The sequence below is a fragment of the Streptomyces sp. NPDC012769 genome (assembly GCF_042901205.1).
Lineage (GTDB): Bacteria > Actinomycetota > Actinomycetes > Streptomycetales > Streptomycetaceae > Streptomyces.
Genome location: NZ_JBIBCP010000002.1, coordinates 311,680 through 327,578 on the forward strand (window position 1 = coordinate 311,680; position 15,899 = coordinate 327,578).

14 protein-coding genes and 1 tRNA gene are annotated in these 15,899 nt (G+C 74.1%); 10 read left to right on the plus strand and 5 right to left on the minus strand.

The window, feature by feature from the left end; genetic code table 11:
- Positions 1 to 79 precede the first annotated feature (79 nt).
- Positions 80 to 2,218 carry a helix-turn-helix domain-containing protein gene (locus ACFY7C_RS10265; protein WP_389646798.1) on the plus strand — a complete coding sequence of 713 codons (2,139 nt, stop codon included), beginning with the start codon at positions 80 to 82 and terminating at the stop codon, positions 2,216 to 2,218.
- Positions 2,219 to 2,403: 185 nt separating this feature from the next.
- Here the strand turns inward: ACFY7C_RS10265 and ACFY7C_RS10270 are convergent, their stop codons facing one another.
- Complete coding sequence (locus ACFY7C_RS10270) at positions 2,404 to 3,615, minus strand: IS701 family transposase (protein WP_389646801.1); 1,212 nt, start codon at positions 3,613 to 3,615, stop codon at positions 2,404 to 2,406.
- A 402-nt stretch (positions 3,616 to 4,017) separates the two neighbouring features.
- Between ACFY7C_RS10270 and crcB (ACFY7C_RS10275) the strand changes: the two genes are divergently transcribed.
- Positions 4,018 to 4,440, plus strand: a complete 423-nt coding sequence (gene crcB / locus ACFY7C_RS10275; RefSeq protein WP_389646804.1) for a fluoride efflux transporter CrcB — start codon at positions 4,018 to 4,020, stop codon at positions 4,438 to 4,440.
- 103 nt (positions 4,441 to 4,543) lie between these two features.
- Positions 4,544 to 4,891, plus strand: a complete 348-nt coding sequence (gene crcB / locus ACFY7C_RS10280) for a fluoride efflux transporter CrcB (protein WP_389646807.1) — start codon at positions 4,544 to 4,546, stop codon at positions 4,889 to 4,891.
- A gap of 21 nt (positions 4,892 to 4,912) precedes the next feature.
- Here crcB (ACFY7C_RS10280) and ACFY7C_RS10285 read toward each other — a convergent pair whose 3' ends face one another.
- Together ACFY7C_RS10285 and ACFY7C_RS10290 are read right to left on the minus strand one after the other, a co-directional pair.
- Positions 4,913 to 6,049 carry a 4Fe-4S binding protein gene (locus ACFY7C_RS10285; protein WP_389646810.1) on the minus strand — a complete coding sequence of 379 codons (1,137 nt, stop codon included), beginning with the start codon at positions 6,047 to 6,049 and terminating at the stop codon, positions 4,913 to 4,915.
- A 113-nt stretch (positions 6,050 to 6,162) separates the two neighbouring features.
- On the minus strand, positions 6,163 to 6,906 hold the full coding sequence (locus tag ACFY7C_RS10290; protein WP_389646812.1) for a hypothetical protein: 744 nt from the start codon (positions 6,904 to 6,906) through the stop codon (positions 6,163 to 6,165).
- On the opposite strand from ACFY7C_RS10290, the gene ACFY7C_RS10295 reads away from it, so the two are divergent.
- Positions 6,901 to 7,236 carry a hypothetical protein gene (locus ACFY7C_RS10295; protein ID WP_389646815.1) on the plus strand — a complete coding sequence of 112 codons (336 nt, stop codon included), beginning with the start codon at positions 6,901 to 6,903 and terminating at the stop codon, positions 7,234 to 7,236. The two genes, ACFY7C_RS10290 and ACFY7C_RS10295, sit on opposite strands and share 6 nt — an antisense overlap.
- Positions 7,237 to 7,272: 36 nt before the next feature.
- Here ACFY7C_RS10295 and ACFY7C_RS10300 read toward each other — a convergent pair whose 3' ends face one another.
- On the minus strand, positions 7,273 to 8,352 hold the full coding sequence (locus tag ACFY7C_RS10300) for a serine hydrolase domain-containing protein (RefSeq protein WP_389646818.1): 1,080 nt from the start codon (positions 8,350 to 8,352) through the stop codon (positions 7,273 to 7,275).
- Between the two features lie 214 nt (positions 8,353 to 8,566).
- On the opposite strand from ACFY7C_RS10300, the gene ACFY7C_RS10305 reads away from it, so the two are divergent.
- The 3 genes from ACFY7C_RS10305 (at position 8,567) to ACFY7C_RS10315 (ending at position 10,811) form a co-directional block, all read left to right on the plus strand.
- Complete coding sequence (locus tag ACFY7C_RS10305) at positions 8,567 to 9,034, plus strand: DUF5994 family protein (protein ID WP_389646821.1); 468 nt, start codon at positions 8,567 to 8,569, stop codon at positions 9,032 to 9,034.
- A gap of 218 nt (positions 9,035 to 9,252) precedes the next feature.
- Positions 9,253 to 10,341 (plus strand): PP2C family protein-serine/threonine phosphatase, encoded by a 1,089-nt coding sequence (locus ACFY7C_RS10310; RefSeq protein ID WP_389646824.1) that lies wholly within the window; start codon positions 9,253 to 9,255, stop codon positions 10,339 to 10,341.
- Positions 10,342 to 10,607: 266 nt separating this feature from the next.
- Entirely contained in the window at positions 10,608 to 10,811 is a 204-nt protein-coding gene (locus ACFY7C_RS10315) for a hypothetical protein (protein WP_389646827.1), read from the plus strand.
- A gap of 167 nt (positions 10,812 to 10,978) precedes the next feature.
- Here the strand turns inward: ACFY7C_RS10315 and ACFY7C_RS10320 are convergent.
- Positions 10,979 to 11,051: transfer RNA gene (locus ACFY7C_RS10320), tRNA-Arg, on the minus strand.
- A gap of 261 nt (positions 11,052 to 11,312) precedes the next feature.
- On the opposite strand from ACFY7C_RS10320, the gene ACFY7C_RS10325 reads away from it, so the two are divergent.
- The 3 genes from ACFY7C_RS10325 to ACFY7C_RS10335 all read left to right on the plus strand — a co-directional run bounded on the left by ACFY7C_RS10325 (position 11,313) and on the right by ACFY7C_RS10335 (position 15,813).
- Positions 11,313 to 12,989, plus strand: coding sequence for a dynamin family protein (locus ACFY7C_RS10325; RefSeq protein ID WP_389646830.1), 1,677 nt, complete (start codon positions 11,313 to 11,315; stop codon positions 12,987 to 12,989).
- Positions 12,990 to 13,062: 73 nt separating this feature from the next.
- On the plus strand, positions 13,063 to 15,162 hold the full coding sequence (locus tag ACFY7C_RS10330) for a GTPase (RefSeq protein WP_389646833.1): 2,100 nt from the start codon (positions 13,063 to 13,065) through the stop codon (positions 15,160 to 15,162).
- A gap of 174 nt (positions 15,163 to 15,336) precedes the next feature.
- A complete protein-coding gene (locus ACFY7C_RS10335; protein WP_389646835.1) occupies positions 15,337 to 15,813 on the plus strand; it encodes a single-stranded DNA-binding protein in 477 nt (158 codons plus the stop codon).
- Positions 15,814 to 15,899: the final 86 nt, after the last annotated feature.

The following is a 15,899-nucleotide window of genomic DNA, read 5'->3' on the forward strand; positions in this document are numbered from 1 at the left end:
CCACGACCGATCTAGTTTCGGCCAGCGGTACGGGTTTCCACTGCGGCGCCCGGTTCTGCTCAGCAGCGGGAGTTGAGGAATGTCCCACCACGGCGCGGACGGGAGCGGGGGCGCCGACGCGCTCGCCGTGCTGGAGCTGCTCGCCCAGCAGGCACCGCAGGAGCGGTTCGCCGAACTGCTCGACAAGGCCCGCGCGGACGACCTTCCGGAGCCCGAACTCGCCCGCCTGGAACGGGCCGTTCACCTCGCCTCCGGAGTCCGCCACTCCCAGGCCCGCCGCGAACAGCGCGAGGCAGGCCTCGACGCCCTCGCCGACACCGCCCGTGACCTGACGCTCCCCTACGACCTGGACGGCCTGCTGCGGAGCATCGCCCGCCGGGCCCGGCGACTCCTCGACCTCGACCTGACCTGCGTCACCCTGCGCGGCACGCACGGCGTCCGGGTGGTCCACGGCGCCGACGGAGCCCTCGCCGTGACCGGCCCGGTCGACTGCCCCGGCGCGTTCGAGGAGGACGGACTCGGCGGGCTCGTCCACATCCTCGGCGCGCCCGTCTGGACCGAGGACTACCTGGCGGACGAGCGCTTCGCCCACACGCCCGCCGTCGACGCGGTGATACGGGACGAGGGCCTGCGCGCGGTCGTCGTCGTGCCGCTGCGCGCGGGCGACACCGTCCTCGGCCTGCTCTACGGCGCCGATCGCCGTGCCCGCCGCTACACCGCTGGCGAACTGGGCCTGCTCACCTCGCTCGCCGACCTGGCCGCCGTCGCCACGGAGAAGGCCGGGCTGCTCGACCAGACCCGCGCCGAGGTCACCGAGCTCGAACGGGACAGCTCCCGCGCCCGCACCACCCTCACCCGCATGCGCTACATCGGTGAGGCGCACCGCCGCATCATGAACCTGATCCTGGCCGGCGGAGACCTGAGCAACGTGGCCAAGGCCGCCGGCGACGCCCTCGACGCCTGTGTCCTGATCCGCGACCCCGGCGGCCGCACGCTCGCCTCCACCGGGGAGATCACCGGACTCGACGAGGAGGCGGTGGCCAAGGCCTCGCTCGACGCCCACGCGGGCCGCCGCCCCGTCCTCACCGAAGACGGCGGGGACTCCGCGCAGACCGGTGGTGCGGAGGGCCGCGCCGCGAAGGGCCGTGGTGCGGAGCGCGGCGACGGAGAGCGTCGTGCCGCGGAGGGCCGTCATGTGGACGGGTATCCGGACGACCGGCGGACCTGGGTCGCCCCGGTCATCGCCGGCTCGGAGGACCTGGGTGTCCTCGTCGTGCGCGCGGCGACCCCGCTCACCGGCGAGGACGAGCGGCTCCTCGAACTGGCCGCCCAGTCCGTCGCCTTCCTGCTCCTGATCCAGCGTTCCACCGCCGTCGCCGAGGGCCCGGTCCGTGACGAGCTGCTCGACGACCTGCTCGCCGAGCCGCAGCACGCCCCGCAGCAGATCGCCCAGCGCGCCCGCCGCCTCGGCATCGACCTGCGCAAGCCGCACGTCCTGGTGGTGGCCAGGCCCGAAGGCGGCGAGCAGGGCCGCGCGGTGGTGTGGGCGTCCTCGTACGCGTACCGCATGGCGGGTCTGAAGACCGTGCAGGGCGGCTGCATCGTCCTGCTGCTGCCCGGCGTGGACGCCTCGGCCGCCGCGAAGGCGGTCTCCGGCGAGCTGGCGCCGCTGCTCGGCCACCCGGTCTCCGTGGGCGCCGCCGGTCCCGGCTGGAGCCCGGACAGCACCGTCCGGCTGTACCAGGAGGCCATGCGCTGCCTGGACGCGATGAGCGCGCTCGGCGGCACGGGCGCGGCGGCGTCCGTCGACGACCTGGGGTTCCTGGGGCTGCTGCTGTCGGACGACCACGACGTGGACGGGTTCATCGAGTCGGCCATCGGCCCCGTACTGGACTACGACGCCGAGCGGTTCACCGATCTGACCCGCACGCTGGAGGCGTACTTCGCCTCCGGTGGCAGCCCCACCAACGCGGCCGAGGCGCTGCACGTGCACCCGAACACGGTCTCCCGGCGCCTGGAGCGGATCGGCGAACTCCTCGGCCCCGAGTGGCAGAAGCCGGGCCAGGTCCTGGAGGTGCAGCTCGCGCTGCGCCTCCAGCGCACCCGTGACGTCCTCACCCGCCGGCGCGCCGCGCTGGGCGACCCGCGCCCGTCAGCCCCGTCCGCCTCGACGGCTCCCTCGCCGGCGGCGCCGTCCGGCGACCGCCCCGGCGCCTGAGCCACGGCTCGACCGCCCCGGAGGCTGAGTCGGAGCACTCCGTGCGTACGGGGCGGCCACGGCAACTTCGTACGTACGGGGCGGCCACGGGAACTCCGTGCATACGGGGGGCCCGGAAGCGCCGACTTCCGGGCCCCGGCCTTGGTGGCGGCCACGGGCCCCGGCCCTGGTGGTGGCCGCGGGGCTCAGCTCGCCGAGCGGTCCTGGACCGTGCCGTACGGCGCGTCCCAGTCGGTGGCCAGGACGGTCGCCGCGTGCGCCGCCGAGGCCAGCGTGATGTGCCGGTGCCAGCCGCGGAACGAGCGGCCCACGAAGTCCCGCAGGCCCGCGCCCTCGCCGACCGCGCGGAAGTCCCGCTCGACCCGCCGCGACAGCTTCGTCAGCCGCAGCAGCGGCCCGACCGACGAGCCCGTCAGATCGGTGATCCACAGCCGGGCCGGGGAGCGCCGCGGGTCGTCCCACTCGCCGAGCAGGAGCAGCGGCCGCTGCCGCTCGCCCGCCGGTACGGGCAGGGTGACCCGGACCGCGGTGGCCAGGGAGGTACGCGAGGTCCGCATCCCGGTGGCCGCGTCCACCCAGCTCACCGGGCGGCGCAGCCCCTTGAGGGACTCCAGGATCTGCAGCGCGGTGAGCGGTCCCGAGCCGAAGCCGGGCAGCGAGCGGTCCGCGACGGTCAGCCGGCAGCCCGCGCCGATCCGGGCGACCACCGGGACACCCGCGAGGGCGAGCCTGTGCAGGGCCGCCCGGCCCGCGCCGCCGCGGATGTCGAGCAGCAGCGGCTTGCGGGCCACGTCCGGCCAGCGGGCCGTGTCGAGCGCCGCGTTGACCGCGCACTCCTCCAGGGTCTCCTCCGCCGCGCCCTCGGGCACCTCCGCCCGGTCCCGGCGCGTGCGGTCCTTGACCCACGGATCGGGCAGGAAGAGACGCCAGTTGACGGGGACGCTGGTCTCCTCGGAGGCGAACCAGACGCCGAACGCCTGCTGCCCGCGGAACACCTGACCCCGTTCGGGGTCGAAGCGCCGGTCGACGCCGACCGAGTGCTGTCCGGCCTTCGGTATCGGCATCGGCCGCACCACCCAGGCCTGCGGGCCGCTGTTCTGCTGCAGATAGCGGGCGAGTTCGGCCCGCATCGGCCGCCAGTCCCACGTGGAGCTGGAGATGAAGTGGTGCAGGCTCTGCTCGGCGGCCGGGCCGCCGATCTGCGCGGCGATGTTGCGAATGGACTTGCGGCCCTGCGCGGTCAGCAGACCCCGCAGATACTGCTCGGCCTTCAGCCGCTGGTCGCGGCGCGGGAAGCCGGAGAAGAGCGCGGCGCAGAGTTCGCCGTACACGTCCTCGGCGGCCGCGTCCCGGTGCGCGGTGACGGTCCTGAACCTGGTTGCGACGGATGTACTCACGACACTCCTGCCCTACGGCCTGCCCTACGGGTCGAGCGGCTCCCTCCCGCTGCACCTCTACGGTCGCGCGTCGCCGCCGCCGGGACGAGGTGTACCCGGCACCCGTCTGGGCCGCCGGATGGTGGCCGGACCACCGCCCCCCACTCCGCCCCCGGCTCGCCCCCGGTTCGCGCCCCGTTTCCTGCCGCGACGGGGACCCCGTGGGGGGTATCTGACAGACTCGCCGGACCGGCTTTGACCCGTCCGCCGCCCCGCCCGGAACATCAGGGCGAGGCAGCACGGGCCGGACTCCGGTTAATGCCCCAGGCCGGGGGCCGTGCCTGTGCGCCTCGCTTCACACCCCCGTCCCATCAGGGCCGTCCCCACCGGGGCACGGCGCCCCGCGCGCCCTAACCTGAGGGCATGGGATTCCGCGCGCAGCTACCGGTCGTGGGGGTGGTCGCCGCCGGCGGTGCCCTCGGAGCCACCGCCCGCTACGCCGCGACCCTCGCCTGGCCCACCCCGGCCGGCGCGTTCCCCTGGACGATCCTCACCGTCAACGCGACCGGCTGCGCGGCCCTCGGCGTGCTGATGGTCCTCGCCACCGAGACCCTCACCCCGCCCCACCCGCTCCTGCGGCCCTTCCTCGGGACCGGCGTCTGCGGTGGCTTCACCACCTTCTCGACCTACGCGCTCGACATCCAGCGGCTGCTCGCCGACGGGGACGTCCCGCGCGCCCTGCTCTACCTGGCGGCGACGGCGGTCACCGCGTTCACCGCCGTCTGGGCGGCCGTCGTGGCCACCCGTGCCGCCGTACGGACCGTCCCTGACAGGAGGCGGGGATGACACGACTCACCGGCCCCGCGTCGCGGGACGAGTCGGTGACGGAGGGTCTGGTGCCGCTCGACCCGTGCGAGGTCGTACGGTACGGGCCCCGGGAGCCGCAGGAGTGAACTGGCTGCTGGTCGTCGCCGGAGGCGCCCTCGGAGCGCCCCTGCGCTATCTCACCGACCGTGCCGTCCAGGCCCGCCACGCGTCGGTCCTCCCCTGGGGCACCTTCGTCGTGAACGTCGTCGGGTCCTTCGTGCTCGGCCTCCTCACCGGCGTGGCCTCCGCCCGGGCCGGACTGCTCCTCGGCACGGGCCTGTGCGGCGCCCTGACCACGTACTCCACCTTCTCGTACGAGACGCTGAAGCTGTACGAGAACGGGGCGCGGGCCTACGCGGCGGCGAACGTGGTGGGCAGCATCGCGGCGGCCCTCGGCGCGGTGTGGCTGGGCGTGGAACTCGTACGGTAGGGCCGCGTGTACGACCCCGGGTCAGTCGGCCGGGGCGGAACCTCGCTTCGAAGGTTCCGGTTTCCGCCAGCCGCCGCTGACCTCCTTGACGGCCTTGTGCGGGAAGCGGCGCTCCGCGTACTCCTTCGCGGCCGAGCCCGGCAGGACGTACAGCGTCTCCCTCTTCTCCTGGAGCGGCCGCAGCACGGTGTCCATGAAGCGGCGGCGGTCGTCGATATACGGGCCGAGGACGTCCTCACCGGCGGGGCAGACGGCCAGACAGTAGGCGGCCTTGTAGTTCGGCTTGAAGGCGAGGCTCTGCCACATGGAGGCGTTCTCGGCGTCGGTGACGCGGGAGCGGAAGTCGGCGGCGTCCGCGCTGTCGGCCACCGTCTGCACGTAGTCGGTGAATCCGGCCATGAACTCCCGGTAGTTGTGGGTGGCGCAGGCCAGGAAGTCGAAGGCGCCGTCCTTGGTGATGGCCCCCACCGGGCAGGCGGCCACGCACAGCTTGCACTCCACGCAGGGGTTGTAGTCGAGCCGCTGCCCGTACGACGAGACCTCGGCGTCCAGGAGGACGGTGGCGAGCAGGACGAAGCTGCCGAAGCGGGGGTGGATGACGTTGCGGTGCAGCCCCATCACGCCGAGACCGGCCGCCACCGCGACCGTCTTGTGGGCGACCACCCAGATCCGCCCGGGGAAGTCGTCCATCTCCATGGGGAAGGTCGCGGAGGGGTTCACCGCCCGGTGCCCGGCCCGCTCCAGCTCCCGCACCACGGTCCGGGCCGCGTCGTTGACCAGCTCGCCGGCCCGGTGGAACTCGTGGTTGGCGATGCTGCGGGCCGCCGAGCGCACGTCGTCCCGGTTCATCCGCACGACGAGCGAGACGAGGGCCCGCGCGCCGGGCAGGGCGCCCTCCACGTGTTCGCGTTCGCCGGCCAGGTCGGGATGGTCGAGGGCGACGGCCGCCGCGTCGTCCGCCCCGGCCCGCAGGCAGAGCTCCCGCAGCCAGTCGGCGTCGATCACGGCGGGCGGCAGCTCGGTGCCGGATCCCGTCTCGCCGAGATCCGTCCCTCGGGCCGTCCCTCGGGCCGTCTCGCGGGCCGTCTCGCGGGCCGCAAGGACGGCCCGTACGGACGGATGGTCGGCCAGCCTGGCCGGAAGCCTTCTCGCTCCCATGGAATGTCCCGCCCCCCAGTCGTGGTCAGTTTGATTTCCGGACACACTGCAGTGCCGGACACACTAGAGGGGTGGTCGGTTGGAAAACAAGACTGACTGGACTCGGGATCGGCTCAGGCGTCTCGCCCGGGAAGGGGCGGCGCGTAGGTGCGGGGTGCGGGCCGTGGCCCGGCGGCCCCCGGGGCGGGGGCGAGCGCGAAACCGTGGTTCGCGGCGACGGAACGGATGTGCTCGGCCGACAGGGAGCCCTGCCGCTCCAGGGTCAGCGCCGGCAGCCCCGCCCGGCCGCACCCCGCCGAACGGTGGAACGAGACCACGCTCGCCGCCACCGGCGTGTGGTGCGGGTGGCGCAGTCGCGCCGCGCCGTCGTCGGCGTGGGCCAGGACCCGTACCCGTACCCATGGCTCGTGGCGGAAGTCCCGGGCGGCCTCGTCCGCCCGCCAGTGGGGGAGCTCGTCCGAGCGGCGGGCCGACGCGGTGAACAGGAACTCCGCACCGGTCCTTTCCAGCGCCGCGCGGAGGAAGTCGTTCGACGGGCAGTGCCGGCCGGGCGACATCACCTGAACGGTCGTCATCCCGTCCCGCTCGGAGGTCAGATGCGAGGGCAGCCGGTCCGCGGCCGGACCCCGGAAGCCGAACGGGCCGAGCTCGTACAGCTCCTCCATCAGCGACCACACCTGCCGCCGCGGCAGCTCGGCGGGCAGCCGCGTCCAGTCGAAGAGGCCCGTGAGGGCGGACGGCACGGTGGTGACGCTGCCCGTCCACCCGTCCGGGCGGCCCGTCATCCGCCGGACCCGCGCCACGACTTCGCGGTCGGCGCGAGCGGTCAGCGCGTAGAGACCGGCGAAGCCGTGCACCACCGCGCACCCCGCCTCCAGATCCTCCGCCGCCCGGCGTACGTCCGCCGCGTCGTCCAGGCGCAGGACGCCCTCTCCGCCCGGATGACCGCCCGGATGCCCGCTCGCCTGTCCACCCGCGTGCCCGCTCGTCTGTCCGCCCGGATGCCCGACGGTCTCTCTGAACGCCCCGTCGCCCCGCTCTCCGGGCACCCCCTCGTCCCGCGGCCTGACCGGCTGCCCGCCCCGTTCTCCTCCGACTTCCCCGAGCCCCTCTCCCTGCCGCCCGACCGGCTCCTCGACCAGTACCGCCCGCTCGTCGCCCACCGTCGCGCCTCCTCGCATACCTGATCGTTTACGGCGTGCAACGAGCCCGGCTGCTTCCGGTCACAACGGGGCGAACGCGGCTTCCCGGAACGCGTCGCGCACCGCCGTCACCGGGCCGGTGGCGCGCGTAAAGTACAGCTTGTTGGTGAGCAGCACCGCCCAACGGCCGCGCGAGGGGCTGACCCACATGCCGGTTCCGGTGAAGCCGTAGTGCACCCAGATGTCGTCCCGTACCGCCGTGCCGGGCGCGAGGTGCCAGAAGAGCCCGCGGACCGGGGCCAGTTCGCCGGTACGGACGCGCAGCGACGCCGCGACCCACTCGGGCCCGAACGGCGGCCGCACCGGATCGAGCACCTGCCGCAGGAAGCGCCCGAGGTCCCCGGCGGTGGAGAAGGTGCCCGCGATGCCGCAGGCGCCGCCGAGCAGCCGGGTGGAGAAGTCGTGCACGGTGCCCCGCAGATGGGCCCCGGTCTCCTCGTCGTACTCCGTCGGTGCGCAGCGGGCCGCCAGTGGGTCCGGCAGTGGCCCGAAGCGGGTCTCCGCCATGCCCAGCGGCTCCCAGACCCGGCCGGCGGCGAGCCGCGCGAGCGGCAGGCCGGTGAGATGCTCGGCGAGATAGCCGAGGACCAGCGCGGCCCGGTCGGTGTACTCGACGGCCTCTCCGGGGCGCCGCCGCAGCACCTCGCGCAGCACCCCGTCCCGTACGTCCTGCGGATCGCTGCCGTACAGCGCGCGGAGATTGGCGCGCAGGGGCAGGCCCGCGGTGTGCGTGAGCAGGTGGAGCGGGGTGACGTCGCCCAGTGGACGTCCGGCGACCTCGGGCCAGAAGGAACCCAGGGGCGCGTCGAGCACGAGCTTGCCGCCCTCGACGAGTGTGCCGACGACCGGCCACACCGCGATCACCTTGGTGAGGCTCGCGAGGTCGAAGAGGGTGTCGGGGCGGGTGGGGCGGCCACTCGGCCCGTCCCCTGACGGGTCGCCTGATCGGGGGGCCGGGCCGGGCGCGAGGAGGCCGACGGCGCCGCCCGCGACGGGCCCGCCGGCGTCCCCGACGGCCCAGGCGGCCCCGGGGTAGACCTGGGCGCGGACCCCCTCCTGGAGGATCCGCGCGATGCGCGGAGCGTCGAGCGTCGTGTTCACATCAGGTGTCTACCCAGAGATGGGGGCGCCGGTTCGGGCCCGCCGGTTCGGGTGCGCGGTCGGGGTGCGGCGAGTCCGCCCTGATCAGGGAGGGTTCCCGGGGGCTGGGGGAGTACCGTGGGACACACGGTGGCAGAGCGCCGAACCGACCGCTCCGGCGTCATGAACGCTGCGCACGGGTGCCGTCGCACCGCACAGACAGGGCGAACCGATCATGGCCGCATCCGCCGACCCCACCCCTTCCCGGCTCCTGCCCGACGAGATCCACGGTGCGGTCCGCCCCGGGACGGCCGTCCTCCGCCTCCGTACGACACAGTCCCGCGAAGGCGTCCTCGACGGGGCCTGGTGGCCCCGCTCCCGGCACGTCGCCGACGAGCTTCCCGCGCTGATCGAGGCCCTCACCGCCCACATCGGTCCCGTCACCAGGATCGGCCTGGACACCGCCGCCTGGGAGGAGCTGCCCACCCGCCTGGTCGTCGCCGACCGGGTCGTACGGCTCGACTCCTACCCCGTCGGCGACGACACCGTCCTGATCACCCGGGGCGACCAGGACCACTTCGCGCTCCTCGTCGTCCCGCCGAACACGCCGGCCGACCTGGCGCGTGAGGCGATGGCCCGCGCGGTGCGTGCGGACAACATGACCTCGGCGGCGCAGATCCTCCTCACGACGACGGCGGAGTGACAGACGCGTCCTCCTGACAGCGATCTCGCGGCCCGCGACAGGAAGCGCGCCCGCAACAGGACAGGAGCCCGCGACAGGAAGCGCACCCGCAACAGGACAGGAGCCCGCGACAGGAAGCGCGCCCGCAACAGGACAGGTGCCATCACCTGAGGTATGCCTTTTTCATGGATGCCCGCCGGCGAGCCCTCGTCCTCCGCCTTTCCCGGCGCGGCGGACGTATGCTGCTCGCCGCGCCCTTCACGCTGATCGCGACGGTCACCGTGGTGGACATCCTGTCCCCGCCCGAGGTCCACCTGGGGCCGTTCCTGATCGCCGCGCCGGCGGTGACGGCGTCGTTCGCGGGGCCGCGCATGACGGCCTTCGTGGGCGCGGTCGCGGTCCTCGCCCAGTCGGTGGTGGCGGTCGTCCGGACGAGCCTCACCGACCTCAACCACACGTACCAGATCATCGCGCTCATCCTGATCTCGACGATCGTCACCTTCTTCGCCCATCTGCGGGAGGTGGACGAGAGCCGCGTGACGCGGCTGCGCTCCATCGCCGAGGCCGCCCAGAGCGTCGTCCTGCGCCCGCTGCCGCACCGGGCGGGCCCGCTGCACATCGCCTCGGTCTACCTGGCGGCCGAGGAGGAGGCGCAGATGGGCGGCGACCTGTACGCGGCGGCCCGTACGGCGACCGGGACCCGGCTGCTGATCGGGGACGCCAGGGGCAAGGGCCTCGACGCGATCAGCGAGGCGTCGCTGGTCCTGGGCGCCTTCCGCGTCACGGCCCGCCGCGAGCACGCGCTGCCGGAACTGATCGGGCACCTGGAGGAGGGAGTCGGCTCGGCGGAGGAGCCCGAAGGCGACGCGGGGGCGGGCCGCCACGCCGGTACGGCGGCCGACGACCCGACCGAGGCCTTCGTCACCGCGCTGGTGCTCGACATCCCGGACCACGAGCCGGTGGTACGGCTCGTGAACCGCGGCCATCCACCGCCGCTGCTCCTGCGGCAGGGGCGCGTGATCTCCCTCGACACGGTCGACACGAGCCCTCCGCTGGGCCTGTCGGACATCCTCTCGCCCGACGTGACGGTCGAGACCTTCCCCTTCGACGTCGGCGACGTGCTCCTGCTCTACACGGACGGAGTCGTCGAGGCCCGCGACCGCTCGCGCGCCTTCTACCCCCTGACCGACCGCCTCTCGGCCTGGACCGGCGACGACCCACCCACCCTGCTCGACCACCTCCGCGCCGACCTCCAGTCCTACGCCGGCGGCCACCTCGGCGACGACGCCGCCCTCGTCGCGGTCGAACGCCTCCCCCCGAAGCCGTAGCCCTGCCCGGCCCAGGTTGACCACCCGGCCACGGGGTGGGCGGCGGCTGCACACATTCTTCGCAACCATGTACGACGCGGGTGCCCGACCGGAGGAAGTCGTTGCGACCGGGTCCATATCGAGAAGGAAGGGCTCAGACCGGGTGATCGCCTGATTCAGGGAGAAAGGGGCGGGATGCTCGCCGGGTCCGTCATTCGGCGAGCGTGGCGCAGGGCGCGAAAGGAAGTGCTCGGTTCGCGCGAATTCGCGTCCCCCTCGCCCGTCGGGTGTACGACCTCCGCCACACGCGTCTGACCAACTGGCTGAACGCCGGCGTGCCGCCCGCGACCGTGGCGGAGCGGGCAGAGAACGGCGTGCCGGTGGTGCCGGCGACGTACGCGCGCTGCGTCAAGGGCCGGCTCGATGACCTGAAGAAGCGCATCGAGGAGGCGGGTGCGCTACCGCATCCGGCCGGGCCCGAGGCTGTCTGAGAACTTCACCGCGTATTCTCCGCTGCCACCAGCAGGAACCCGGTGGCAGCCGGACACCGCCGGCCACCTCCCGTGGCTGCCGGGAGCGCGTCCGGCGCCCTGCGGCGATCACGAGAGCCGCCTCTGACCAGCAAAAAGGACCCTCCCGAAGGAGGGTCCTGGTGTTGCGCCCCCGGCAGGACTCGAACCTGCGGCCAAGTGCTTAGAAGGCACCTGCTCTATCCGCTGAGCTACGGGGGCCGGTGGTGGACGGGTCAAGGATAGGGCTCCCATCGCCTTGGCCCGGTTGCTTCACCTGCGTGGCACGATGTGGAGGTTCGGTGAAGCGGTCCGATAATCGCAGGCAGGTGCGATTCGTGCAGCGCTTTTCGCGCCACTCGGGCCGGGTGTTGTGCACTCGTTATGCCTGAGGTCCCCGGCTACATCCGTTCGGTCGGCGCGCAGAGTGTCAATACGCTTCAAAAAGGCTCCAAAATTGGGCATTCTTCGCATGTGGTGACCTTGGACGAACGGCCTCAGCTGATCGACGCACTTTCCGCCCTGCGCGACTGTGTCGCCGCCGTGCGTCTTCCCCTCCCCCTCCCAGGCGCCCCCCGAGCCCGGCAGACCCGGGCCGAGTTGCTCGCCCAGCTCGACGACTACTTGGTGCCCCGGCTGAAGGATCCCGACGCGCCGCTGCTCGCGGTCGTCGGCGGGTCCACCGGTGCCGGGAAGTCCACGCTGGTCAACTCGCTCGTCGGGCGGCGCGTCAGCGAGGCCGGGGTGCTCAGACCCACCACCCGTACGCCGGTCCTGGTGTGCCACCCGGAGGACCACCACTGGTTCGCCGGGATGCGCGTCCTGCCCCAGCTGACCCGCGTCTGGCTGCCCCAGCAGGACGACGACCATCCCGCCGAGGAGCCCCCGGAGGACAACGCCCTGCGGGTCGAGACGGCCGCCACCCTGCCCCGCGGGCTCGCCCTCCTCGACGCGCCCGACATCGACTCGCTCGTCGTCGAGAACCGGCTCCTCGCCGCCGAGTTGATCTGCGCCGCCGACATCTGGGTCATGGTCACCACCGCGTCCCGGTACGCCGACGCGGTCCCCTGGCACCTCCTCCGTACCGCCAAGGAGTACGACGTCACCCTCGTCACCGTCCTCGACCGGGTGCCCCACCAGGTCATCGGCGAGGTCTCCCGGCAGTACGAGGCGCTGCTCGACAAGGCGGGCTTCGGCGACGTACCCCGGTTCACCATCCCCGAGCTGCCGGAATCCACCGGCGGCGGCAGCGGGCTGCTGCCCGACAACGCCGTCGCCCCGCTGCGCGCCTGGCTCGCCCACTGCGCCCAGGACCCGGCCGCCCGCCAGCAGGCCGCCGGCCGGACCGCCTCCGGGGTGCTCGACTCGCTCGACACCCGGATGCCCGAGCTCGCCGGGGCGGTCGCCGCCCAGTACGCCGCGGCCGTACGGCTCGGCGGGGCCGTCGAGGCCGCGTACGAGGAGCAGGGGCGGCGGGTCGGCGAGCAGGTGCGCCGCGGCGCCGTCCTCGCCGGGGACGCCAGGACCCGCTGGCGCGGCTACCCCCGCGACAGTTCCGCGGACGAACTCCTCGACGCCCTCGTCGAGTCCCTGGCCGCGCTGGTGCAGTGCGCCGTCGCCGCCGCCGACGAGCGGGTACGGGACGCCTGGCGCCGCGAGCCGGCCGCGGGCGCCCTCGCCCCGGGCACCGGCGCCGGCAGGGGAGCGGCGACGCCCGACGAGGGCAGGGACGCCGGGGAGCGGATCGCCATGACCGTACGGCGCTGGCGGCGCGTCCTGGAGGAGATGGTCGAGGAGGAGGTGCGGGAGATGGAGCGCCCGGCCGCCGCACGCGGCTCGGGACGAGGCTCAGGGCGCGGTTCCAAGCGGGCCGCCGCCACCGCGACCCCCGACACCGAGACGCTCACCGCCCTCCTCGCCGCCGTCCTCCTCGGCGGTCGCCGCACCCGGACCGCGGGCGACCGGCTCGCCGAACTCCTCGGCGCCCAGGGCGCCCTGCGCCTGCGGGACAAGGGCGGCGAGCTCCTCGCGACCTGCCTCGACCGCGCCCTGCACACCGAACGCTACCGGCGTCTCGCGCCCCTCGACGCCCTCGACGTGACCCCCGAGCCGCAGGCCGAGCTGATCGCCGCGCTCTCCCTACTGCAGAAGGAGAAGTGACGCAGTGGACGCAGACGCACTGGACGCTGGGGGAGCTGAGGGATCGGAGGGAGCAGTGGGCTCAGGGGGGTCAATGGGCCGAGTGGGCTCAGAGGCACTGGTGAGTTCGGTGAGTTCGGTGAGTTCGGTGAGTTCGGTGGGTACGGAGGGCGCGGCGGTCCCGGCCGGTCCGGGCGGTCCGGCGGGTACGGAAGGTCCGGGCGGTCCGGCGAAGTCACCGGAGCCGGCCCGTCCGGCGGAGCCGAGCCGATCGGCGGATACGACAAGTCCCGTGAGCACCGACCCGAGCGCCCCCTCGCACTCCCCCGCCGGCGACCGCAGCCCCGGCCGCTGGGACGACGGCCTGATCGCGCGGCGGGCGGCCGGACGCGCCGCCGCTCACGACCAGCGAAGCCCAGGCGCAGGCCCAGGCACGGCCCCAGGCCCGGGCGCCGCCGAGGAGGACGAGGACGGTGGCCTCCCGCCCCTCCGCGGGGCCTACGGCGGAGCGCTGCGCGCCCGGCTCGACGCCCTTCACGAGCTCGTCGGCCTGTCCCGTACCCGCGTCGAGAGCGAGGCCCTCGCCGAGGCCGGGCGGGTCCTGGACGAGGCCGCGGCCCGGCAGCGGCTCTCCGCCCGGCACACCGTCGTCGCCATCGCGGGCGCCACCGGCAGCGGCAAGTCGAGCCTCTTCAACGCCCTCGCCGGCGTGCCCGTCTCCGAGACCGGACTGCGCCGCCCCACCACCGCCGCCCCGGTCGCCCTCACCTGGTCCGAGGGCGCCGCGGGCCTCCTCGACCGGCTCGGCATCCCCGGGCGGCTGCGCCGCAGACCGCTCGCGGGCGGCGCGGCCGACGCCGACCTCCAGGGGCTCGTCCTCGTGGACCTGCCCGACCACGACTCGGCGGTCACCGCCCACCGCGACCAGGTGGACCGTCTGCTCGGGCTCGTCGACGCCGTGATCTGGGTGGTGGATCCCGAGAAGTACGCGGACGCGGCCCTGCACGAGCGCTACCTGCGGCCGCTCGCCGGACACGCGGAGGTCACCTTCGTCGTGCTCAACCAGATCGACCGGCTCGGCACCGAGGCCGCAGACCTCGTCCTCGACGACCTGCGCCGCCTCCTCGACGAGGACGGCATGGCGCTCGGCGAGCACGGCGAGCCCGGCGCGACCGTCCTGTCCGTCTCCGCGGTCACCGGCGAGGGCGTGCCGGAACTGCGCGAACTTCTCGGCCGGTTCGTCCAGGAGCGCACCGCGCCCGAACGGCGGCTGGCCGCCGATGTCGACGCCGCCGCGGCCCGGCTGCGGCCGGTGTACGTGGCGGACGGCCGGCCCGGGCTCGGCGAGCGGGCCCGTGAGGACTTCGCCGACCGGCTCGCGGTCGCGGTCGGCGCCCGGGCCGCGGGCGAGGCCGCCGAGCGGGTCTGGCGGCGGGGCGCCATCCGTGCCTGCGGGACGCCGTGGCTGCGGCTCTACCGCTGGTACGAGCGGATCCGCGCGCACGGCAGCACCGATCCGCGCCTGAACGCCCCGGTCGAGGACGAGCTGACCGCTCGTCAACAGGTCGAGCAAGCCGTACGGATCGTCGCCGACGAGGCCTCGCGCGGGCTGCCGGTGCCGTGGGGGCAGGCGGTGCGGGAGGCGGCGCTGCGGGGGGCCGAGGGGCTCCCGGAGGCCCTGGACGAGCTGACGGTGACCATGGGCGATCCGGCCGCCCGGCCGCCCCGCCCGGCGTGGTGGCCGGCCGCGGTCCTCGCGCAGGTGGTGATGACCTTCCTGCAGATCTTCGGCGCGCTGTGGCTGGTGGGTCAGATCGTGGGCGTCGTGGAGCCGTTGCTCTGGCCGCCGGTCCTGATCATGGTGACCGGGATCGTCGGCGGGCCGCTGGTGGAGTGGGCGTGCGCGGCGGCCGTACGAGGGCCGGCGCGGCGGTACGGGCAGGAGGCCGAGCGCAGGCTGCGCGAGGCGGCCGCGGCCTGCGGCAGGGCCCGGGTGCTCGATCCGATCGCGGCGGAGCTGATGCGCTACCGAGAGGTGCGCGAGCAGTACGTGACGGCCTCGGGCGCGACGCGGGTGGTGAGCCGGATCGCGGGCGGGGGCGCGGGCGGATTCGCGGGCGGGCGCATGGGGGCGGGGCGGTTCGGCGGGACGCGGCTCGGGCCGGCGAGGGCGGGTGCCGCGCGGGTGAGGTGAGAGCGGCGGCGGGGCGGAAGTGGCGCCGGCGGCGGAACGGCTCGTTCGAGTGGTGGACTTGTCCACAGTCGTCCCTGTGTCCACAGGCTTCGGCGGGTTTTCCCGGACGGGTCCAGCATGGGATCCGAGCGAAGGACATCCGGGGAGACCCAACCGAGCGCGAGGAGCGGGGACATGAACGAGACGATGGTGACGCTGGTCGGGAACGTGGCGACGAACGTGGAGTTCCGGGAGACGGTGACGGGCGGTGTCGCGCGGTTCCGCTTCGCGGTGACGGCCCGGCGCTGGGACCGGGAGCGGGCGGTCTGGACGGACGGCCCGACCAGCTTCTACACGGTCTCCGCCTGGCGCTCGTTGGGGGTGAACCTGGCGGCCTCGGTCTCGGTGGGGGAGCCGCTGGTGGTGCACGGCCGGCTGAAGGTCCGCGAGGAGGAGCACGACGGCCGCTGGAAGACCTTCGTGGACGTGGACGCCCTGGCGGTGGGACATGATCTGACGCGAGGGACGGCGGCGTTCCGCCGGGCGGTACGGCAGAGTACGGAGACCTCCGTACCGGAGCAGCGGGTTCCGGATCCCTCGGCGCCAGATCCCTGGCAGACGCCGCCACCTGCGGCGGAAGGGGTCTCGACGCCCGCCGTAACCGGCTCCTGACGATCCGTCGTGGGGATTTGTCGATACCGTGACCTGCGGTTTCATCGTCAACTTCCGCCGCAGATAACGATTTCGAGTCGGAATGG